This window comes from Spirochaetota bacterium (assembly GCA_040756435.1).
Classification (GTDB): Bacteria; Spirochaetota; UBA4802; order UBA4802; family UB4802; genus UBA4802.
The window spans coordinates 24,213-45,972 of record JBFLZD010000029.1; the positions used below are offsets into that span (position 1 = coordinate 24,213).

Consider the following 21,760-nt stretch of genomic DNA (forward strand, 5'->3'; position numbering starts at 1 on the left):
ATGCGTAAAGTTATTTTAAAACAGGGCAAAGAAAAATCTGTATTGCAACATCATCCCTGGATTTTTTCAGGGGCGATAGAACATGCAGAGGCCTTTGATGGTGAAATGGTAGCAGTGTGTAAGCATGATGGCAGTATACTTGCGTGGGGATATTACAACAGCCGTACAGATATAGCTGTGAGATTGCTGACATTTGGTGAAAGCCAACCTGATACTGATCTTCTGGTACAAAGAGTTCGTACTTCACTGCAGCTACGTGAAATATCAGGCGTTACACAATGTACCAATGCATATAGGCTCATCCATTCAGAAGGCGATATGGTGCCAGGGATAATTGTTGATTGGTATAATGGGCATTGTGTCATGCAGGTGTTAACGTTAGGCATGGAGCAATTAAAAGGAACTATCGCGCAGATAATAATGGATGAATTGAATCCAGTGAGCATATTTGAGCGCAGTGATCATGAAGGAAGAAAAATTGAAGGTTTGCATCCAGTTAATCAGCAGTTGTATGGTGTAACACCGGAAATGATTGAAATAAATGAGAATAGCATGAGATTTTATGTTGATGTCAGGCGTGGACAAAAAACAGGATTTTTCTGTGATCAACGGGATAATCGAAAAACGGTAAAACAACTTGCGCAGGGGAGTGAGGTGTTGAATCTTTTTTCATATTCGGGTGGTTTTTCAGTTGCTGCGCTTTCTGGTGGTGCACAGGTTGTGATATCAGTTGACAGCTCAAAAGGTGCTCTAGATTTAGCAGTGAAAAATTGTCAGCTGAATGGAGTGCATGTTCAGCATACGGTTGTAAAATCAGATGTGTTTGATTATATCAATGAACACATGATTACTCAGAATTTTGTTGTGTGTGACCCACCTGCGCTTGCAAAAAATAAAGCAGGAGTACCACATGCCCTTCGTGGCTATAAGGAATTGAATCTTAAAATTATAAAAAAAATCCCACGCAATTCGTTGCTTTTAACCTGTTCGTGTTCACGGTTTATTGATAGCAAACTTTTTCAACAGGTCATATTTGGTGCAGCATTTGATGCTGGACGTGACGTCCAGATAATAGGAAAATTTATGCAACCTGCCGATCATCCCATTTCAATATACTGCCCCGAAACTGAATATCTGAAAGCGTTCCTATTATATATCAGATAAAAGAGAAATTATCGAAATCTAAAATATCAGGTGACTATCGAAAAAAAATTGGAATTTTTTTAAATTATCTTGACAGACACAAGATATACTACTATAATGGTAGTAATTAAAGGTTATAAATGCTTTTGCAAAATTAGATTGATTTTTTTTATTGTTAGGTTTGTTGGTATTGTAGAAGCACAAGAGGAGATTTACCATGTGGGAATATACTGAAAAAGTTAAGGAATTATATAAAAATCCAAAGAATGTTGGGGAAATCCCCGATGCTGATGTCGTGGTGGAAGTTGGCAGCATTGTATGTGGTGATGCTCTGACCCTTTATTTAAAGCTTGATGGTGATAAAATTGTTGATGCAAAGTTCAAAACATTTGGATGTGGCAGTGCAATAGCTTCTTCATCAGCGCTAACCGAGATGATTAAAGGAAAAACAGTTGAAGAAGCTGCAAAAATTTCCAATAAAGATATTGTTGAATTTTTAGGAGGACTGCCTGACCAGAAGATGCACTGTTCGGTTATGGGACAGGAGGCACTGGAAAAAGCCATAAAGAAAATCAAAGGCCAAAAGGTTGAGGATGAGCATGAAGATGAGGGTGCTATAGTGTGCCAGTGTTTTGGTGTTTCGGAAAATTTAATCAGGCGCGTTATCAAAGAAAATAATCTTACCACAGTTGAAGAGGTTACCAATTACACAAAAGCTGGTGGTGCCTGTGGTTCCTGTATACCCAAAATTGAAGATATTATCAAAGAAGAATTGGCTAAAGTTGTTGCTAAGCCTGAAGCCACTGCTGGTACAAAGTCTATGTCAAATCTCAAAAGGATGCAGCTGGTGGAAGAAACCATACAGAATGTAATACGTCCAGTGCTTATGCGGGATGGTGGTGATATTGAACTTATTGATATTGATGGTAAAAAGGTGTATGTGGCATTACGTGGTCACTGTGCACATTGTGTTATTTCAGATGTTACCATGAAAAATCTGGTTCAGGAAAAATTACGTGAGTTTGTTGAACAGGATATTGAAGTCATTGAGGTGAAGTGATGAATACTATTATATATTTGGACAATAATGCTACAACAAAGGTTGCTCCTGAAGTTTTGGAAGCAATGTTGCCTTTTTTTATGGAGCGTTATGGTAATCCTTCCAGTATGCATGATTTTGGCGGTGATGTAGCGCATGATGTTGAGAGGGCGCGGCAGAGCGTTGCACAAATGCTTGGTGCTGATTATGATTATGAGATAGTTTTTACCAGTGGTGCCACCGAAAGCGATAATATGGCTATACTGGGGACATTGCAGTATTACCGTGATAAAAAACACATTGTTACAACAAAAGTTGAACATCCTGCAGTACTCAATTTGTGCCGGCAGTTGGAACGGGAAGGATATTCAGTTACCTATGTACCGGTGGACAGGGAAGGCAATTTAGATATAGATTATCTTTTTGATTCAATAACTAATGATACGGCGATAGTATCGGTGATGTATGCCAACAATGAAACAGGTGTGATATTTCCTGTTGAAGAAATTGGTGCTTTTTGTAAAAAACGTGGGGTGCCGTTCCATGTTGATGCTGTGCAGGCAATTGGGAAGATTCCTGTGGATGTGAATAAAATTCAGTGTGATTTGCTGGCCATTTCAGGACATAAATTTCATGCACCAAAAGGTATTGGTGTACTCTATGTCCGTAGAGGTACAAGACTACGTCCAATTTTATATGGTGGGCATCAGGAAAAAGCCAGAAGGCCTGGAACACATAACGTGCCAGGTATAATAGGAATTGGAAAAGCGGCTGAACTGGTCATACATCACTTAGCAAATAAGGATGAAGTGCAAAGAGTTAAAAAGTTGAGAAATAAGCTTGAAGAAGGGCTGTTAAATCAATTCCCCAATGCACATCTCAATGGCAATAAGGACAAGCGTGTGGATAATACCACCAACATTGGATTTGAATTTATTGAAGGCGAAGCCATTTTACTGTACCTGAACGAAAAAGGGATAGCAGCTTCATCTGGTTCTGCATGTTCTTCGGGTTCACTTGAACCATCGCATGTATTGCGAGCAATGGGCGTACCGTTTACCTCAGCACATGGTTCAATACGATTCAGCTTAAGCCGATATACTACTGAAGAAGAGATTGATTATACACTGAGGGTTATGCCAGAAGTGGTGAACCAGTTACTTGAGATATCGCCTTACTGGGATTCAATAAATAAGAAAGGCAAGCCCATTGGTGAACTTGCCCGTTAATTGCTGTTGTAACGTGAATTTATCGTGCAACTTCGTTGATAAGCCTGCCTAACTCCTGGTCATGCGTTAGCATTGCTTTCTGATTTGCTTCGTAACTGCGCTGAACTTCAATCATGTCTACCATCTCGCGTACAGCATTTACATTTGATTTTTCCAGAAACCCCTGAACAACCTTGTATTCTTCTGCTGGAAGTGCAGGGCCTGAATACTCGGTTTCACGGTAAAGAGATTCGCCTTCTTTTTTCAATTCGCGAATATTTTCAAAATCAACAATTTTAAGTTTGTCAATAACCACAGGCTGTTCCCAGTTATTCTGTGTCATGCCTACAAGATCAGTTGGTTCAAGCGAAAGGGCAGCATTAACAAGTATTTCGCCACGTTCATTAATCATAAAATTGTTCTTTTGTAATTTAATGATGCCATTTTCACCAAGGACTGGCAGCCCATTATGAGTGACGAGTATACCGTCTTTATTCAGTGTGAAAGCGCCATTGCGGGTATATCGTTCACCACGTTCGGTCATTACAGCAAAAAAACCCTTGCCATCAAGTGCAACATCAAATGGGTTTTCCGTACGCATAAGTGAACCCTGTTCATAGAGTGTATATACTTCATTGACTTCGACACCGGTACCTAATTTGCCAACAAATGGCATGGTATCATAGCTTCCAGCAGGTGTTATCCCAAGACCATCATCATTCAGGCGTCGAATAATCATATCCGGGAAGGCTTTGAATAACGTTAAGTCCTTTTTATACGCAGTCTTGTCAACATTTGCTAAATTATTGGCAATAGCATCTAAACGTGCTTCCTGTGCTATCATGCCGCTTGCGCCGGTATACAATCCTCGTACCATTATGGTTTTCCTCCTTTTACTCTTTGTATATCGGCACCTAAGCTCTGTAACTTTTGCTCAAAATTTTCATAACCTCTGTCAGTGTGATATATACGGCGTATTTCAGTTTGTCCTTTTGCTACCAGTGCAGCAAGTACCAGCGAAGCTCCTGCACGCAGATCAGACATCAGAACCGGCGCAGCCTGTAATTGTTTCCCACCCTTGACAACAGCAACATTCCCTTCTATTTCAATGTCAGCACCCATGCGGCGCAGTTCGCCAACGTGTGTGTATCTGTTCTCAAAGATTGTTTCAATAATCACGCTGATTCCTGGTATAGTGCACATCAATGCCATTATGGGTGCTTGCAGGTCGGTTGGGAAACCGGGGTATGGCAGGGTCCTTATCATGCTACCCTGCAATTTTTTAGAAGGTTCTATTGTAACGGAACTATCGCCGCCTGAAATAACAAAACCCATTTCAGACAGTACATCAATGCAAGCCTTGAAATGTTCGGGGATGACATTGTTTATGGTAATGTTACTCCGTGTGATAGCTCCTGCAATTAAAAATGTGCCTGCTTCAATGCGATCAGGAATAATGGAATAGGTGACAGGTTTAAGCTTCTTTACACCATGTATAATAATGCGCTCTGTTCCCAGCCCTTGAATCTTTGCGCCCATCTTTATGAGGAAGTTGCCCAGATCAACCACATCTGGTTCCATTGCACAATTTTCCAGTATGGTTTGCCCATCGGCAAGGACTGCTGCCATCATAATGTTTGCAGTGGCACCAACGGAGACTTTTCGCATAATGAAGCGATTACCCTGAAGCTTTTGAACTCGCGCTTTAATATATCCATGTTCTATGGTTATGGTGCTACCGAGAGCTTCAAAACCTGAAAGATGAATATCTACAGGACGTTCGCCAATGGCACAACCACCGGGCATTGATACATCGGCCTCGCCACACCGTGCTAATAGCGGGCCCATAACGTATATGGAAGCACGCATGGTTTTAACTAAATCATAGGGTACTTCGGCGTTTTTTAAAGAATTTACATGGATTTTTAACGTATTGTGTTCAGTATCAAATTCATAATTGGCGCCTAAGCATTCAATAACTTTTAAAATTGTTTGAATATCTTTTAAATTGGGTACATTGTGTAACACGGTAGTACCCTCAGCAAGAAGGCTTGCCACAATAATTGGCAGTGCAGCGTTTTTAGCACCGGAGATAGTTACTGAACCATTAAGCTTTTTGCCGCCTTTAATTAAATAGGTATCCACGGTTAATCCTCGATTGCGTTATTAATTTTTTGTTTGAAGTATGTATGGTTGCAAAAAATGTCAATTCAATTAGATAAATTTTTTAAATTAATTCTTGACAATAAGAGGGTATAGTTCAATATATTGAAAAGTGAGTAAGCACTCACTCATTATTTAATCTATGTGCTGATACCAGGAACTATCGCACAACTTGAATAAAATTTGATAAAAATGTATATTAGAAAAAAAAGGAGGAATTATGAAAATAGGGGTACCTAAAGAAATAAAGATTAAGGAAAATCGTGTGGCTCTGACACCATCGGGAGTGAATGCTTTAGTTGCTCATGGACATACTGTGTTTGTAGAAACCCACGCAGGTGAAGGTTCGGGTTTTTCAGATGATGAATACAAAAAAGCAGGTGCAAAAATTTTGAAAAATGCTGATGATGTATGGAATGAAGCTGAAATGATTGTGAAAGTTAAAGAGCCGCTGGGACCGGAATTTGAAAGAATGAAAGAAGGTCAGATTATTTTTACATATCTGCATTTAGCTGCTGATGAAGCATTAACCCGCGAACTTCTTGATAAAAAGGTAATAGGTGTGGCTTATGAAACCATTCAACTGGATGATGGTAGCTTGCCCCTTTTAGCGCCTATGAGTGAAGTTGCAGGAAGGCTTTCCATACAGATGGGGTGCATGTGCTTGGAAGCAAAAAATGGTGGTGCAGGTATATTACTTTCAGGGGTTGCTGGTGTTCCGCCCGCAAAGGTAGCTATTATTGGTGCAGGTATTGCAGGAACCAATGCATGCCATTTAGCTGTTGGAGTGGGTGCTGAAGTGGCCATTCTTGATATCAGTGCACAACGATTGAGATACATTCAAGATATATTCAAGGGCAGGGTGATTACTGTCATGTCAAATAAGGCAAATATATGGGATTTTGTAACAAAGGCTGATCTGGTTATTGGTTCGGTATTAATACCTGGTGCCAAAGCTCCGAAGCTAATCACCCGTGATATGCTTAAAGCAATGAGAAAGGGTTCAGCCATGGTTGATATTGCTATTGATCAAGGTGGTTGTGCTGAAACAAGCAAACCCACAACCCACGATGATCCCATTTATATTGAAGAAGGTATTGTGCACTACTGTGTTGCAAATATGCCGGGTGCAGTGCCACGTACTTCTACCTATGCTTTAACTAATGCAACGTTATCATACGTGCTAGAATTAGCGGATAAAGGCCTGGAAAAGGCAATGCAGAAAAATAAAGCACTGCATAAAGGACTTAATGTGTATAAAGGTAAGCTTACTTATGACCATGTTGCAGAAGCATTCAATATGCCATATGAAAAAATTGAATTTTAGTTATGCTTCAGTATATGACAATAAACTCTGTGCTAAGTTTTTTGCTTGCTCTTTTGTAAGTTGAATTGTTGCCGTACCTCCACCCGGATGAGGCAGTATTAATAAAACCTTATCATTGTTCACCTCGATTTTATACTGCCCATCCGGCATTTTTACCTCAGGCGATAACCAGTCATCAGCATTGAATTCCGCAATCTGTATCAACACACCAAATGCATGTTTTGGATGAATAAAGATTTCTTTCCATACCCCACCTGGGTATTCATGATAACCAAAGTAAGGGACTCCCATTTGATCTAATTTTGAAATAGCTTTTTTAATGTCATGAGTCTGCAGTGTTATATGATGAACGCCACTTCCTCGTGATTCCATAAAACCATCTAAAAAGCTTCCTTTGTCGGTTGGTGTTATTAACTCAATTCTGCTCATATCGCCAAGGGAAAATATTTGCCAGTAAAATTTTGTATTATCATCTTTTGCTCCAACGCCGGCAACAGCACCCAAGCTTTCAAAAAAATTTTTTGCTTTCTCAAAATCGGGGACAGCAAGTGAAACATGATCAATACGCTCTATCATGACATACCTCTTTTTTTATAAAATATAAGAATGATTAGTATATATATTAAAAAAATTCAAATTCTTTTTTAAATGATAGTATATAAATTAAAGTTTTAATTTAAAAAGTACTTGAAAAATAAAATTATGATCACTAATTATTCCTAAATGTGGAAATTTTAATAAAATATAAAATAGTGTACACCACCGCCACCGAAGGCGGCGGGGGTGTACACTATATTCATTATGAAATTTTTTAAGGAATTATTGCTGAATTATGATTATAAATAGTAGCAATACAAATTAATCATTGTACTTGTAAAGAACGGTGATTAATTAAATAATATAAGACTTTGGAGGGAAATATGCATTTTGAGACAACTACTTGTGTTTCATTAGAGAATGTTGTATTATTGGAAATGTATGCAAAAAAACTTAATATGTCGCTACGGTCATTGATTGTATATTTATTGATGTTTGCTGCTAAAAAAGAAAAGAGAAAACCAATAGCATTTAAAAGAATTTCGTATAGAAAACGTGATAAAAAACCCTGGCGCAGATTACATCTTGTACTTTATCAATCCGAATACGAATTTATTCTTGATGTGAAAAAACTGTGGAAGATGTCGTTGGCGCTTTGTATTGAGTTTTGTATTGAAAACGTTCTGTTTGAATTTATCAACTATTATATTGAATTTGAAAAAAGAAAAGATACCGATAACTATCTTAGTTATTACCAAAATAGATCCTACACATTTGACTTTTATCAAGAAAAAGGCATACATTGCTGCAAATTTTACTGGGGGCCACCCCCACAAATACTAAATAAAAAATTAACATTAGAATTAGCCTGATATCACCCCTATAGTATTTATAAATTTTAAAGTTGATAAGTCACCAATTACAAAGCTTAAATGTTTGACATTTATAGCCAATAGCACTACATCTGTATCTTTAGTTATCCAAAACGATGGTGTGATGAAAAATTATTTATTAAATGAAAATTTATATACGAGGCACATATGCAGGAATTAGTATCTTTCCTTTCAAATCCCAAAGCTTATGATCATCCTGTTGATACAGTTACTGTTGTTCAGACTCATATTTCGTATGTATTTATTGCAAAACCGTATGTGTATAAGCTTAAAAAACCTGTTGATTTTGGTTTTTTAAATTTTGTTTCGTTTGAAGACAGAAAATTTTATACATTTGAGGAATATCGATTAAATTCTCGTATTAGTCCTGAAATCTATCTTGGGGTGGTTGTTGTTGTCAAAGATGGAAAAAAGTTAAGATTGGTTGAAGATGGAAAGTATGATGAAAAAAATGTCGCAGCATATTGTCTAAAAATGAAATATATCGACGACACATATTCACTTAAGAATATGTTAATGCAGGGGATTAATAATCAGTTACTATCGCTTATAGCTCAAAAAATTTATATGTTTCATAAAGAAGCAGATAATACTGAAGGATTACAAGGATTTGGTGGTATCAACGAGATAAGCAAAAACTCACTGGAAAATTTTGACCAAATTGAAAAATATATAGGGGCGATAGTTACTGAGGATGATTATGACTGTATGCGAAAATGGACTGATAATTTCATCAAACACAACACAACGTTATTTGAAAATCGTAACGCTCAAGGGTTTGTGCGCGATTGTCATGGTGATCTGCACTGCGAACATATTTACTATAAGGATGGTACAATAATCATCCTGGACTGTATTGAATTTAATAAACGGTTCAGGTATATAGATACAATTTCAGATATTGCATTTTTGCTCATGGACTTAGATGTAAATGGAAATACGGCTGATTCAAACAGGTTGTGTGCACAGTATATTCAGCTTTCAGGAGATTATGATGGTGTGCTTGTACTGCCTTTTTATAAGGCATACCGTGCCATGGTTAGGGCAAAAATTAATAGCTTCCAATCAGATAATGAAGGGATAACACAACAAGAAAAAGACGCGTGCATACAAAAGGCTTCACAATATTTTCAACTAGCAAAGCATTATATGCAGCAAAATACAAAAGGTGTTGTTTATACTGTTTTTGGCAACATCGGAAGTGGTAAAAGCACTATAGCCATGGAGTTGGCTTCATTAACAGGTGGCATTGTCATTAATTCAGATGCGGTACGCAAAAAGTTAGCGGGTCTTGATGTTTTTGATAAAGCAAAATCAAAAGCTGGTGAAGGCATTTATACTCCTCAGATGACTGAAAAAGTGTATGCAACAATGAAACAAAAAGCTCTGGCGATAGCTCATGCAGGAATGCCTGTTATTCTTGATGGTACATTTTACAGCAAAGAAATACGAAGAAATTTTTATCAATTTTTTAAAGATGAAGGGATTGGTATACAATTTGTTTATGCGCAGTGCCCCGAGGAAGAACTTCTTAGAAGAATAGAGAAAAGGGAAAAGGATGCATCAATTTCAGATGCCGATGTTGAAACTTTTATGCAATTAAAGGATAGGTTTGAAAAACCAGATAATGATGAACAACAGGTTTATAAAATTAATACTGAATCAGGAATTGATGATATATATAATCAATTGAAGAATATCATTATTATAAAAAATAAATAGGTGTAAAGTAATATGGGTATTGCTAGTATTATACTATGTTTTTCGTTATTGCAGGTAAATACAACAAATTTTGATAAGTTCAACACTTTGCTAAAAGAAGGAAAACTTGATGAAGCAAAAATTGTTATAGATAATTGGGGTGAACAAAAGGAATCTGATCCGCAATACTATATATGTTGCTTTAATTATTTTATGAATAAAGCAATTACACAAGGATATGTTATTCAGGTTAATCCACCAAGCGATAGGGAAAAAATCATTTTAACATTAAAAGACCCAAATACAGGATCCGTCAAAGGATTTATGGTGGCTACAATTGTCTATGATAAAGCTACAGCAAATACTGCAATAACATTCATTAAGGAAGGCATTCAAAAATTTCCAGACCATTATGAAATGCGTTTTGGGTTATTATGGGCATTAAAAGAATTAAAGGATTTTGACCAATATATAGGTGAGTTGGAAGATGCTTTAAAATATTTTTCTGATAAAAAGCTTACTTATATCTTTTGGAATAATAATAAAAAAATTTCAGATCCTGATGGTTTCATTATAGAAAAAATACAGGATATATTGCATGAATTTGTAAATAATGATGAGATTTATTCAAACCAGAAATTCTTGAACAATTATATTGATTTAATGATTAAGTACTATCCTGACAATAAATATGGTTATGCAAATAAAGGATTTATGTATTTTAACAATAAGGAATATGATAAAGCTCTAGAATACTATTTTAAGGCATATGAAATAGATAAAGAAGATCTTTTAGTTTTATTCAATATTGGATTTATATATAAACAAAAAGGTAATTATGATTGCGCAAAGACATTTTTTGAAAAGATTATTACAATTGGTGTAAATGAATATTATATTAACAGGGCTAGTGAGGAATTAAAGAATTTAGCAAGCAAAAGTCAGTGATAATGATAAATATTTAAAATAATCAATTAATTGGAATATATAAAACTTGTCCTTGGTGAATAAAATCTGGGTGGGTTATATTGTTAATTGTAATAATAGTCTGTGGGCTTGCCCGGTAACGCTTTGCTATTTGTGACAGTGTTTCACCTGATTTTACTTTATGAGTTTTAATAGATGTAAACTTTAATGTGTAAATTTGATCTTTATATTCTTCTATTTTTTCTTTACTACCTTTTGGTAATAACAGTATATAATTACGTTCTTTGGGTGGGGTTATATTTTTTTTAAGTTGAGGGTTGTATAGCTTAATAAATTCAGAAGGAATGTTGCATTTTTCAGTAAGCACATTAATCCTTACCGGGTATCTGATTTCTACCAGTTCAATATCATAATCATTATCAGGTTTCAGTAAATCTTTTTCAATAGAAAATAGTTCAGGATATTTATAAATAAGTGCTAATGCAGCATAGCGGTATATATATTCTGCAGTTTCTTTACGTAAAACTCCAGATTCGATGAGGTCATAGAAATGGTGATAGCCATTGGCTTTCATTGTTCGTGATAAATAACCACATCCACCGTTGTATGCAAGCAGTGCAAGTTCCCATGAATTAAATGTATTATTCAAATGGTTGAGATGTCGTAGTGCAGCATTTGTTGATTTTATTATATCACGGCGCTCATCAACAAAATCGTTTATCTGTAATCCTAGAATTTTTGCTGTTGATGGTAAAAATTGCCATATCCCTACTGCATTGCTCCTGGAAACAGCATAGGGATTAAAGGCGCTTTCCAGCAGTGGAAGTAGTGCAATATCTTCAGGAATACCTTCATATTGCTGCATCTGTTCTCTAATTAAAGGCATGTATAGGTGTGAACGTTTTATAGCGGTTATAGTATATTCCCTGCCTCTGGTGAGATAAATGTACAAAAATTTTCGTACATCAGGAATTCTACACACGGACAAATCATTTATAGCAGTAAATATATCTTTACCCTCTAATTTAGGTAAGAATATGCTATCATTATCGGGATTATAATTTATTGCATTTTGTAATCCTTCTTCTGAGAACACAGGATCGGAATACAATTCTAAGAGATTTTTGCAAAAAAGTTTAGTGTCAACAAATTCAATGAGTATAATAAAAATCAGTAAATATGATATGTAATGCAGTTTTTTCATCCGCTAAAATATTCCTAATTTTTATAAAGTATTATATATAAAATTAAATGAACAATATACTATAAATAGTAAATAAAAAATAGTCACATATCATGATAGCAAAAATGGAATAATATGTCAAAAAAATTGTACAAAAAAAGTTAAGTTGTATTAACATTACTGATGGATGTAGTATTTAATTGTTGTATGGAATAATACATGATTTATATATATTTTAATAAACAATAAATAAAAAGTGATGGACATTATTCAATGAAATAATTATATTTATCAGAATAGAATACATTAAATAGAAGGTTGAATTGTATGGATCAGCTTATAGAAAATATTGGTAAGAAGATTCAATATTTCAGAAAAAAAAATGATATAACCTTAAAGGAATTAGCTGAAAAAATACATGCAACACCAAGCCTTATTAGTCAGATTGAACATGGGAAAGCAAATCCTTCGCTGGCCACATTGAAGGCAATTGCTGATGTATTCAATGTTCCCATTGGCTTATTTTTTGAAAATGAGATAAAAAAAACAGCACCTTCCCCTGTAATACGAAAGAATACACACCGAAGACTGCTTACTGATGGAAATGTTTCATACACTTTATTAAATCCCGATTCCAACGAAATGGAAGTTATCTTGATTGAGTTTCCTCCGGGTGCTTCAACAGGGGAAGAACATTATCACCATGACGGGTATGAAGTGGGTTATATTATGAAAGGTGAGCTAACAGTAGCATTGGAAGATAATGAATACAATTTACAGCAGGGGGACAGCATTGCATTCAAAAGCTTGCGTTCACATAAAATAAAAAACAATTCTTCACAAACAACCCTTGCTCTATGGGTTAATCTTGTGCCATGGATTTTTGTTAAATAGGAAACAATTCTATGACTAACACCAACCCTGACATCCAGTCAGCAATCTATACAAAGACAAAAGTAAAACTTTCAATAGTGCATATGGTGCTGGAACTTTTTCTTTTGGGTGTTGGTTCGTTTACAATATCAAAGCCACTTTACCAGTTATTATCGCCCTTAATAAAAAATGATTATATTTTGCTTTTAGCCTTTTTTGTTTCTTTTGGCGGTTTATTGTCACTTATTCTTTTGCCTCTGGAATTTTATCAAAGCTACATTATTGAACACACGTTTGGACTTTCAAATCAAACAGTTTTTGACTGGTGTATTGAAGAATTAAAATCTTTGCTGGTTTCAATTGTTATTGGCCTTCCACTGATACTGCTGTTTTATTATTTGATTAAAGTTACTGCGCTATGGTGGCTGTATTTTGCTATTGTAGTTTTTATATTTGCTATTATCCTTGCAAAAATTGCTCCTGTATTGATTTTCCCATTATTTTATACGTTTACACCCATTGACAATAATGATTTAAAAAACTCATTGAATGAACTCATGCAACAACACGGATTACATGTTAGTGGAATTTTTTCGTTTAATATGATTAAGGACACGAAAAAAGCTAACGCTGCATTTACCGGCTTGGGTAGAACACGAAGGATTATCTTAAGTGATACCATGCTCAATGTATTTGACGTTAATGAAATCAAAACAGTATTTGCCCATGAGTTAGGGCATTATGTGTATAAACATATTGTAAAAAACATTGTGCTCAGTGGCATTATAATTGTTGGGTCATTTTATGTATGTTCTTACCTGTATGAAATAACATTGTATACTGTTGGATATTCAAGCAGATTTGATATTGCAGCTTTGCCACTACTAATATTTTATCTTTCAATTTTCAGCATGCTGCTTATGCCGCTGCTCAACACCCTGTCGCGGTACTATGAAAAACAGGCTGATATGTATGCACTTAAAGTAACAGGCGATCCTGAGTCTTTTATATCAACAATGGAAAAGTTAGCGGCAATGAATCTTTCGCAAAAAGAACAGCATCCTGTCATTGAGTTTCTCCTGTACAGCCATCCAACAATTGCTAAGCGAATTGAGTTAGCCAAGAATTACAGGGCTACCACTTCGTGATTGTATATGACCAATGATGTATGCTTTTTCGCCGTGTTGTGTAAGGATTTTTATAAGTGAATCTGCATCATCTTTTTTTACAACACATATCATGCCAATACCCATATTAAATGTGGTGAACATCTCCTTTTCTTCAATGTTGCCCTCACGCTGTATTATCTGGAATATTGGTGGTACGGTAAATGATTTCTTTTCAATGTATGCAGTGGCACTATCCGGCAAAATGCGTGGAATATTTTCATAAAAGCCACCACCGGTTATGTGAACCAGCCCTTTAATGGTAACTATCTCCAAAGCTTTTAAAATGGGTTTAACATATATGCGTGTTGGTTCAAGCAGTACCTGACCTAATGGTTTTGACAATTCATTGAGTTTTGTTTCAACTGTATATTTCTTGATATCAAAAAATAGTTTTCTGACAAGCGAATATCCATTAGAATGGATTCCCGATGAGGCAATGCCTACAATTGCATCACCAGGTTGTATGGTACTTCCATCGATGATGCGATGCCTATCGACAACACCAACACTGAATCCCGCTATATCATAATCATCTGGCTGCATAACATTGGGATGTTCAGCTGTCTCGCCACCTATTAGAGCACAATCCGCCATTTTGCAACCTGTGGCCAATCCTTTTATGACATCAACTAAAACATCTTCATGAAGTTTGCCACAAGCTATGTAATCCAAAAAAAATAGAGGCCTGGCACCAGTTACCACAATATCGTTTACACACATTGCCACAGCATCAATGCCAATGGTTGTGTGTACGTTCATCATCTGCGCAATCTTTAGTTTTGTTCCCACACCGTCGGTACTGGAAACAAGTACGGGTTCTTTGTATTGTTTAAAGGTAGCGTCAAATAGTGCGGCAAATCCTCCAATATCAGTTAAAACTTCTTTTGTAAATGTTTCTTTTACTATGGTGCTAATACGTTTTACAAACCTGTTGCCACCTTCAACATCAACTCCAGAATCCTTATATGTAATGCCCATGATTACCTCTTTGTAAAAGTAAATTGTTATGTTATTTAGTAATATACGTTAAATCAAAACTATACGTTTAACGCTGTGTATAGCTTACTTGTTTTATATAATGATATATAGAAAAAATATGTAGAACCTCACCACTTTCGTAGAGGGAACTGAAGAATTTTTTAATCAAAAAACCAATAATAGATATTTGTCAATAAAGAAAACTAAAAAGATAGTGGATAGTACTACATTGGTAAGTATTGATAAAGAAAGTATTTATATATGGTAATATTAGTATTCTTTTAAACAATTCATCACTAACCTGTAATAATTCACGATTAACAATCAGTAATAATTCATTAAAAATTTCATATGAATATAGTATACACCCCACTGCCGAAGGCGGCAGGGTGTACATTATTATTTTGTTCAAATTTCCACCTTTAGGAATAATTAATGATTAACAATAGTAATGTTATACATAATTTTATATATAATTTATTGCTTGCAATTAATTTGTATATATTATCATATTGTAATATAAGATAAAAAATTGATTTTTCAATATCATAATATTATGGAGGAGGATTTTCACCATTATCGGGGTAGCTTAAATCAAATTGATGGAATTAAGACAATAATGTCATTTCAAAGAATGAAGTATGGTCACTGAGTCCTATTAAAGTATGGTTACTGATTTTGATAAAGAGAAGGGGAACATTAACTTCTCCTATTCGTTGTACTTGTCCCTATAGAATAGGGGCTTTTCAGGATGATATGAGGGTGAACAATATTTTTAACTCCTTGGGGTTTGAAATGGCATTATGAATAATTTTATAAAGGGGGAGGTTTATATGAAAGATCCTAAAAAAGATCAGTTATGTTTGGAGAAATATAAAGAATTGCTTCCTAATTTAGCTGATTATGTAGAGTATTATGCTAAAAAGAAGCCTAAAGCATTGGCTATCATTGAACATAATACCGGTGAAAAAGTAACATGGAAGCAATTCAATACCTCGGTATCCGCATTTGCTGCAAAGTTGCTTTCCATTGGATTGAAAAAGGGTGATATAGTAGCAACCAGTTTGCCACTGTTAAAAGAACATATTTACCTCATGTATGCCTGTTACAGGATTGGTATAATAATTGCTCCACTTGATTTGCGACTGAAAACAAAAGAGATACAATACTGTTTGGACAGGATGAAACCTAAAGCGTATTTCTTCTTAGGGAAAACTCCAGTGGCAGACTTCAGACCCATGATAGCTGAGGTAATGAAGACATCTCCATATGTGCAATACTGGGTTCAGTTTCAAAAAGAACCCGAGTTTATAATGGAAGGTGCTATTGGCGTTGCCGATTTTGTGAAAGACATCAAAAAAGTTTTTATTAAAAGTTTAATTACAGGCAGCGTAAAAAGGGCTCGAAAAAAAGTTCAAAAAAGAGATGCATGTTTGATAATTTTTACAACAGGATCAACGGGATCTCCAAAGCCTGCATTGCTATGCCATGAAGGAATACTTGTACAGAATATAGGTCTTGCTGTTGGTTTTGAATTAAATGAAAATGACAGATTTCTGGTTAATCTACCTCCTTCCCATGTTGGTTGTACTACTGAACAGCTGGCAACAACCATTTTTGGTGGAGGAACATCGGTCATCCTTCATATTTTTGATCCCAAGCTAAGCCTTGAAGCAATTCAAACTCATAAAGTAACATGCCTTGGACAGATTCCTGCATTATTTAACATGGAATGGCTGCTACCAAATTATAAGGATTACGATTTATCAAGTTTGCGTTTTGCTATTTATGGTGGTCAGGCAGTGTCCCGTGAATTTTTAGTAAAGATGAAATCTATGGCTCCCAGGATTGGCACAGGTTTGGGTTTAACCGAAACATCTGGTTTCTGTACGTATACTGATGTTGATGCAGATGTTGATGAGATTGTTCAGGGTATTGGTTATGACATGCCGCTATGCCCAATCAGTATACGTGAGCCCATGAATGCTGATGGTTCAGCAGGCAGAGAAAAATCAAAAGGGGAAATTGGTGAAATTTGCTTTAGCGGGCCTCAGATATTTTTAGGCTATCTCAATGATCCTGATAATACCAGAAAGACAATTTCAAAAGAAGGAATATGCTATACCGGGGATTTAGGATACTATGATGAAAAAGGATTGCATTTTGCTGGCAGATCAAAATTGGTGATAAAACCAAAAGGATACCAGGTATACCCTGATGATGTGGAACATCATATCAGTGAAAAATTAAAAGGTAAAGTCAATATGGTTGCTGTAGTAGGTGCTGAGCATAATGTATATTCTGAGGCAATCATTGCATTTGTTGAACCACTGCAGGGTGTAGAGGTAACTCCTGAAGATGTTATGAAAGCTTGTGATGATATATCAGCCTATTCCAGACCTTCCCATGTTGAGATTGTAAAGCCGGGGCAGTTTCCTCTCAACAGGGTTGCTAAGACTGATTATGTATTACTCAAAGAGGAGGCAAAGAAGATAGTAGAAAGGTTACGCAGTGAAGGAAAATGGGATAAGGCTAAACAGTAATTAAAAAATAAAGCAATTACAGTTTTATAAAGGCTTACTTTATCAGTAGGCCTTTATTTTTTTTTATTTAATAAGAAAAACGGTTGCAAAAATAATTTATTAATATAAGATAAAAAACATTTGATAAATATTTTTTTAATCGGGTTTTAAACATTATGGAACGTGCTGATATATGGTATTGTACAGATAATGATAAAGGTAAAGAAATCTTTACTGCATTAAAGATATTAGGGTTGAATATAACACTAATTGAGGATAAAAACTTTTTATCATGCAATATTGTCCCTTCGCGGATAAATATATTTATTATTGATCTTGTAAATAGTGATATTTCAGAAATTTTAGCTATGATTCGAAAAGACGAACGGATTCATAAATTTCTGAAATATCTTGTGTTATATAAAAAACAGATTCGAAAAGCTTCACATTTTATCTCGGAATTGATGCATCTGGAAATTCTATCTCGCCCATTACAAAAACGTGAATTTTCATTATTAATAGAAAAATCTATTATTGTTGAGCGATATAAAGAAATGTTGAGCCTTTTTTCGCATGAAGCGGGAGAAAGAATGGAAACATATGCCAATTTGCTGGATATAAACAGGAAAGAGTCATTCTTTGATGAGAAAGAAAAAAATATTTTTGAAAAAATTATACATTTTGAAAAACACATTATTGATGAGCAAAAAAAGCTTAATCAAGCAATAACAAATTTTGCAAAAATTCGGCAGCAGGAATTATTTGATTTAAAAAAAAGAATAGATGCCGAAGAGATGCTTGCTGAATTACGAAGGAAGGAATTATTGGATGCTCAGAGTATAATTGAGGCACAGAATGCTGTAATTGAATATTCAAGCAAAGAGCTTAAAGATGCAACTGAAATACTCCATGCCACTGAAGCAGTCCAGGAATTAGGTAGACTGGAAGCCATGCAACTACATGAGCAGTTAAAAAAAGAAAAACAAAAAAACGAAGAGTTGTTAAAAAAAATTGAATCTCTGGAAAAACAAATACACAAGTTACAATCACGGTAAATTATGGCTTATCATTTAATTGGTGTTTTAATAATTTCAATTATCTCATTTATCAATTTTCAATCACCAGTGTATGCATGGTTTAACAGAGGTCTTGATGATACATTGGTGGAAATGCATAAGATGTTTAATCAAAGAGAATTAGTGCAGCTCTATGACAATTATGTACACGGTGATATTAAGAATGATATAATGAAACTGATTGACGCAATGAAAGCTGAAAAGACTGATGAAAATAAAATTGCTTTAAGACTGCAATATAAAAACATTGAACAATATCGCAAAGCAACATCCAGAGATATTATGATACGTTTTTTTGATGTAATGAAGAATCCTCATTATAGCCAGCCTTCAAATATAAAAAATAGTGCTTACCTAAGAATTGCACTTGCGTTATCTTTGTTATTTGCATTTTTGGATAATGGGATGGAACTGGTTGATAAGAAAATCGATTTTAAATGCGCTATATTGACATATAAAGGAAATAATTTTACCATGAAAATCTATTTTTATTACCAAAATGGCAAATGGTTCTTGACAGATGGCAGGCAGTGCTTATAGAAATAGTTATACTACTATAAATGATTTAATTAGTTTTAATACTGTAATTTAGTGAAGATATTGTTATGGAATGGCAAAAAATATTATCTGATGCAGTACAGGATGGGAAAATAAAGGAATTACACTTAAAAAAGATTCCTGTGTTGAAGACATGTGATAACTGGCGGGAGGTGGAGCCAATAGGCTGGATTGACCATCCTATGAAACTCACTCATTACAAAGGTGCACTGGTTAAACTGAGGGGCAATATATATTTTGTAACTGAAAAAACTATTAACGCCTTAAGTGAATATATTAACTGGAAAATTACTCAGCGTATTGATGTAATTTAATCATTCTTTAACAAGCTGAATTGTCATAACCACATCCTTCTTTTGTGCAAACTTTATGACGGTGTCTATTGCTGATTCATTGATTAGTAGATGATTATCGCTTATCCTCTCAACTATCGCTCCTTTAGGAAGACTGTGCGATAGCTCATCAATAAATTCCCTTTTATCTGAATGAAGAATTACCCCTTGTTTGATCGTTACTGATGGAGTACGCTCTATCCACTCATTAAGCTGAAATCGTATATTTTGTGGGAGTTGATTTTTTGCATATTCTTTTAATACTGAAATAAAAGTTTCAGGATTCATCCCTCGCTTGATAGCATTGAGTATAGCTATTTTAGAAATTTTTGCATGAATTGTAACATCGGTTGATGTGATTTCGGTAAACGCCAGAAGAATGTATGAAATATCAGAAGGTATTTCGTGAAATGGTATAACAATGGAAAAGTCGGGGTTAATATAAATGGTCCTTACTGGTATCTGGGTTGCTTTTTTATCCTGCTGGGAAATAATTTTGCCAATATCACTTAAGCGGATAGTATTATTGATGATTTCTATTACACCTATGATACAAAGGAAATTAATAGCAGCCAGTACATTAATTCGGACATTATCATAATAATCATCAATTTGTTGCAGCAAATCAGAGAATATTTCAGGAAGTGATTCTAAAAAATATATAAGTATATAGGTATCTGGTGTCTTGTTAGTAAACTTCTTAATAATGCGTAAAACATTTTTTATGAAATCATTATTCACAGGGAAGGGATTGGGAAATAAAGGGTTATTTTCTTTTCCTGCTGCATGTACAATCATCTGAGTTATCTGATGAGGGTGTAATAACATTTTGTGTAAGTGCTTCAGTGTACTGTTAACATTGTTTGTTGTTACAGATAGTGAGTTTGTGATAAACAATAAGTATAATGCCAATTGTGTCATTTGAGTCACAGTCAATGGCTTTCCTGATGTTTGGATTGATAAGGTATGCAATGATTTTGTGATTTTATCAACATCTGATTTGCGTAAATTTCCCTCCTGAGTTAAAAACAATCCCTTTGATGATATACAGTCATACGCCTTTAACATAGCAATAAGTGCCATGAAATGATTGTGAATATGTATATTTTTGCTCTCATTTTTAATGTGTATATAATCGGGGTTAACCATGATAATGCCTGAAAAATGTGAAGAAATACTATGAAAAATTTTGATGCAGTTATTAATAATTAATTCATTCAGTACGCTATTAGCTTTTATAATCCCAAGAGTGGTTATTGCATAGTTTACTGAAACAACACACCCTCGTTGAAGGCAAAGTTTTAAAAAACTTGATGCATTTTCACTCAGGTGGGGCTTTTTAGCAGTATATGATTTATTTGATGTGATGTGTTTGATTATTTCATTGAAATATTCATATAATGTATGGGTATTAATAAGGTTCAGCGTTTGTCGCAGTTCATTGTATAAACATATTTTATCTAATTTGTTAGATAGTAACTGTCGATTTTTCAGGATGTAGACAATGGATTTACTGGCCAATAACTGGGCACTTTTTTCAATCTGATGGATGGGAATATGCAGGTTGTGTTCAATATCCCTGAAATGCACATCATTTTTAACTAAAAGCTTGAGTATTGAGATTTCATCAGGATTGCATTGTGAAAGAATCAGTTCAATACCTACATGGCTTGACATGAGGGAAGCTATATCTTTAGATGTTGTTTTTTTAGGATCCTGGAAGCCAAGCATTTTAGCAAGAGTATAGCGCTCTTTTTTTTCTAATGAATCGATATGTTGTAATAATGTTCTCATTATTTAAAAAATAGTAGACACATTAATCATGATAATATACATGATATCTTCAATAATTATTCCTTGCAATAACTTTATGATAGATGAAATGTGCATCACTGCCGCCTCAAGTGGCATGGATGTACAGTCTTTCATAATTTATTCGTAATATTTCAATAAAAATGTAACTTTTATAAAACAATTGCATATACAACATATAACCTTATAAAAGCCGAGGTACATAGATGTTACAGTTTTTAGCTCTTAACAAACAAAATACTGATACCATTCAAATACAGGTTCTTAGCAACGCTATGATTGCCAAGCTCATGTTGAAGCGAATAGGATATCTAATACT

Annotated in this window: 20 protein-coding genes; 13 read left to right on the forward strand and 7 right to left on the reverse strand. The window is 34.9% G+C overall.

Features of this window, described 5'->3' with window-relative positions:
• From AB1444_09520 to nifS, 3 genes are all read left to right on the forward strand, one after another.
• Nucleotides 1-1,164: a class I SAM-dependent rRNA methyltransferase gene (locus tag AB1444_09520; GenBank protein MEW6526892.1), complete on the forward strand. Its 1,164-nt coding sequence runs from the start codon at nt 1-3 to the stop codon at nt 1,162-1,164.
• A gap of 196 nt (nt 1,165-1,360) precedes the next feature.
• Nucleotides 1,361-2,203 (forward strand): Fe-S cluster assembly protein NifU, encoded by an 843-nt coding sequence (nifU, locus tag AB1444_09525; GenBank protein ID MEW6526893.1) that lies wholly within the window; start codon nt 1,361-1,363, stop codon nt 2,201-2,203.
• Nucleotides 2,203-3,411: a cysteine desulfurase NifS gene (nifS, locus tag AB1444_09530; GenBank protein MEW6526894.1), complete on the forward strand. Its 1,209-nt coding sequence runs from the start codon at nt 2,203-2,205 to the stop codon at nt 3,409-3,411. The genes nifU and nifS overlap by 1 nt, the downstream gene beginning before the upstream one ends.
• A 19-nt stretch (nt 3,412-3,430) precedes the next feature.
• Here nifS and flgF read toward each other — a convergent pair whose 3' ends face one another.
• Together flgF and murA are read right to left on the reverse strand one after the other, a co-directional pair.
• Complete coding sequence (gene flgF / locus AB1444_09535; GenBank protein MEW6526895.1) at nt 3,431-4,267, reverse strand: flagellar basal-body rod protein FlgF; 837 nt, start codon at nt 4,265-4,267, stop codon at nt 3,431-3,433.
• Complete coding sequence (gene murA / locus AB1444_09540) at nt 4,267-5,535, reverse strand: UDP-N-acetylglucosamine 1-carboxyvinyltransferase (protein MEW6526896.1); 1,269 nt, start codon at nt 5,533-5,535, stop codon at nt 4,267-4,269. The genes flgF and murA overlap by 1 nt, the downstream gene beginning before the upstream one ends.
• 238 nt (nt 5,536-5,773) lie before the next feature.
• On the opposite strand from murA, the gene ald reads away from it, so the two are divergent.
• On the forward strand, nt 5,774-6,880 hold the full coding sequence (gene ald / locus AB1444_09545; GenBank protein MEW6526897.1) for an alanine dehydrogenase: 1,107 nt from the start codon (nt 5,774-5,776) through the stop codon (nt 6,878-6,880).
• On the opposite strand, the gene AB1444_09550 is transcribed toward ald, so the two are convergent.
• The gene (locus AB1444_09550; GenBank protein MEW6526898.1) at nt 6,881-7,456 is read right to left on the reverse strand and encodes a VOC family protein; all 576 of its coding nucleotides are present in this window, start codon (nt 7,454-7,456) and stop codon (nt 6,881-6,883) included. It abuts the gene before it with no gap.
• 344 nt (nt 7,457-7,800) lie between these two features.
• On the opposite strand from AB1444_09550, the gene AB1444_09555 reads away from it, so the two are divergent.
• The 3 genes from AB1444_09555 (at nt 7,801) to AB1444_09565 (ending at nt 10,959) form a co-directional block, all read left to right on the forward strand.
• Nucleotides 7,801-8,289, forward strand: a complete 489-nt coding sequence (locus AB1444_09555; GenBank protein MEW6526899.1) for a hypothetical protein — start codon at nt 7,801-7,803, stop codon at nt 8,287-8,289.
• Between the two features lie 168 nt (nt 8,290-8,457).
• On the forward strand, nt 8,458-10,032 hold the full coding sequence (locus AB1444_09560) for an AAA family ATPase (protein ID MEW6526900.1): 1,575 nt from the start codon (nt 8,458-8,460) through the stop codon (nt 10,030-10,032).
• Nucleotides 10,033-10,044: 12 nt separating this feature from the next.
• On the forward strand, nt 10,045-10,959 hold the full coding sequence (locus tag AB1444_09565) for a hypothetical protein (GenBank protein MEW6526901.1): 915 nt from the start codon (nt 10,045-10,047) through the stop codon (nt 10,957-10,959).
• 22 nt (nt 10,960-10,981) lie between these two features.
• Here the strand turns inward: AB1444_09565 and AB1444_09570 are convergent, their stop codons facing one another.
• Nucleotides 10,982-12,142: a transglycosylase SLT domain-containing protein gene (locus tag AB1444_09570; protein ID MEW6526902.1), complete on the reverse strand. Its 1,161-nt coding sequence runs from the start codon at nt 12,140-12,142 to the stop codon at nt 10,982-10,984.
• Nucleotides 12,143-12,448: 306 nt separating this feature from the next.
• On the opposite strand from AB1444_09570, the gene AB1444_09575 reads away from it, so the two are divergent.
• The gene (locus AB1444_09575) at nt 12,449-13,015 is read left to right on the forward strand and encodes a cupin domain-containing protein (protein ID MEW6526903.1); all 567 of its coding nucleotides are present in this window, start codon (nt 12,449-12,451) and stop codon (nt 13,013-13,015) included.
• A gap of 11 nt (nt 13,016-13,026) precedes the next feature.
• Nucleotides 13,027-14,142: a M48 family metallopeptidase gene (locus AB1444_09580; protein ID MEW6526904.1), complete on the forward strand. Its 1,116-nt coding sequence runs from the start codon at nt 13,027-13,029 to the stop codon at nt 14,140-14,142.
• Here the strand turns inward: AB1444_09580 and purM are convergent.
• A complete protein-coding gene (purM, locus tag AB1444_09585; protein ID MEW6526905.1) occupies nt 14,110-15,135 on the reverse strand; it encodes a phosphoribosylformylglycinamidine cyclo-ligase in 1,026 nt (341 codons plus the stop codon). The genes AB1444_09580 and purM overlap by 33 nt on opposite strands.
• An 839-nt stretch (nt 15,136-15,974) precedes the next feature.
• On the opposite strand from purM, the gene AB1444_09590 reads away from it, so the two are divergent.
• The 4 genes from AB1444_09590 to AB1444_09605 all read left to right on the forward strand — a co-directional run bounded on the left by AB1444_09590 (nt 15,975) and on the right by AB1444_09605 (nt 19,611).
• Entirely contained in the window at nt 15,975-17,684 is a 1,710-nt protein-coding gene (locus AB1444_09590; protein ID MEW6526906.1) for a class I adenylate-forming enzyme family protein, read from the forward strand.
• 155 nt (nt 17,685-17,839) lie between these two features.
• Nucleotides 17,840-18,718 (forward strand): hypothetical protein, encoded by an 879-nt coding sequence (locus AB1444_09595; GenBank protein MEW6526907.1) that lies wholly within the window; start codon nt 17,840-17,842, stop codon nt 18,716-18,718.
• A gap of 3 nt (nt 18,719-18,721) precedes the next feature.
• Nucleotides 18,722-19,279, forward strand: a complete 558-nt coding sequence (locus AB1444_09600; GenBank protein MEW6526908.1) for a hypothetical protein — start codon at nt 18,722-18,724, stop codon at nt 19,277-19,279.
• A 65-nt stretch (nt 19,280-19,344) separates the two neighbouring features.
• Nucleotides 19,345-19,611, forward strand: coding sequence for a hypothetical protein (locus AB1444_09605; GenBank protein MEW6526909.1), 267 nt, complete (start codon nt 19,345-19,347; stop codon nt 19,609-19,611).
• On the opposite strand, the gene AB1444_09610 is transcribed toward AB1444_09605, so the two are convergent.
• Together AB1444_09610 and AB1444_09615 are read right to left on the reverse strand one after the other, a co-directional pair.
• The gene (locus AB1444_09610) at nt 19,612-21,423 is read right to left on the reverse strand and encodes a helicase-associated domain-containing protein (GenBank protein MEW6526910.1); all 1,812 of its coding nucleotides are present in this window, start codon (nt 21,421-21,423) and stop codon (nt 19,612-19,614) included.
• 3 nt (nt 21,424-21,426) lie between these two features.
• The gene (locus AB1444_09615; GenBank protein MEW6526911.1) at nt 21,427-21,558 is read right to left on the reverse strand and encodes a hypothetical protein; all 132 of its coding nucleotides are present in this window, start codon (nt 21,556-21,558) and stop codon (nt 21,427-21,429) included.
• Between the last annotated feature and the right edge of the window lie 202 nt (nt 21,559-21,760).

Coding starts and splice junctions, on each gene's coding strand:
- AB1444_09520 (MEW6526892.1), top strand. CDS start 1: ATGCGTAAAGTTATTTTAAAACAGGGCAAAGAAAAATCTGTATTGCAA.
- nifU (MEW6526893.1), top strand. CDS start 1,361: ATGTGGGAATATACTGAAAAAGTTAAGGAATTATATAAAAATCCAAAG.
- nifS (MEW6526894.1), top strand. CDS start 2,203: ATGAATACTATTATATATTTGGACAATAATGCTACAACAAAGGTTGCT.
- flgF (MEW6526895.1), bottom strand. CDS start 4,267: ATGGTACGAGGATTGTATACCGGCGCAAGCGGCATGATAGCACAGGAA.
- ald (MEW6526897.1), top strand. CDS start 5,774: ATGAAAATAGGGGTACCTAAAGAAATAAAGATTAAGGAAAATCGTGTG.
- AB1444_09550 (MEW6526898.1), bottom strand. CDS start 7,456: ATGATAGAGCGTATTGATCATGTTTCACTTGCTGTCCCCGATTTTGAG.
- AB1444_09555 (MEW6526899.1), top strand. CDS start 7,801: ATGCATTTTGAGACAACTACTTGTGTTTCATTAGAGAATGTTGTATTA.
- AB1444_09560 (MEW6526900.1), top strand. CDS start 8,458: ATGCAGGAATTAGTATCTTTCCTTTCAAATCCCAAAGCTTATGATCAT.
- AB1444_09565 (MEW6526901.1), top strand. CDS start 10,045: ATGGGTATTGCTAGTATTATACTATGTTTTTCGTTATTGCAGGTAAAT.
- AB1444_09570 (MEW6526902.1), bottom strand. CDS start 12,142: ATGAAAAAACTGCATTACATATCATATTTACTGATTTTTATTATACTC.
- AB1444_09575 (MEW6526903.1), top strand. CDS start 12,449: ATGGATCAGCTTATAGAAAATATTGGTAAGAAGATTCAATATTTCAGA.
- AB1444_09580 (MEW6526904.1), top strand. CDS start 13,027: ATGACTAACACCAACCCTGACATCCAGTCAGCAATCTATACAAAGACA.
- AB1444_09590 (MEW6526906.1), top strand. CDS start 15,975: ATGAAAGATCCTAAAAAAGATCAGTTATGTTTGGAGAAATATAAAGAA.
- AB1444_09595 (MEW6526907.1), top strand. CDS start 17,840: ATGGAACGTGCTGATATATGGTATTGTACAGATAATGATAAAGGTAAA.
- AB1444_09600 (MEW6526908.1), top strand. CDS start 18,722: ATGGCTTATCATTTAATTGGTGTTTTAATAATTTCAATTATCTCATTT.
- AB1444_09605 (MEW6526909.1), top strand. CDS start 19,345: ATGGAATGGCAAAAAATATTATCTGATGCAGTACAGGATGGGAAAATA.
- AB1444_09610 (MEW6526910.1), bottom strand. CDS start 21,423: ATGAGAACATTATTACAACATATCGATTCATTAGAAAAAAAAGAGCGC.
- AB1444_09615 (MEW6526911.1), bottom strand. CDS start 21,558: ATGAAAGACTGTACATCCATGCCACTTGAGGCGGCAGTGATGCACATT.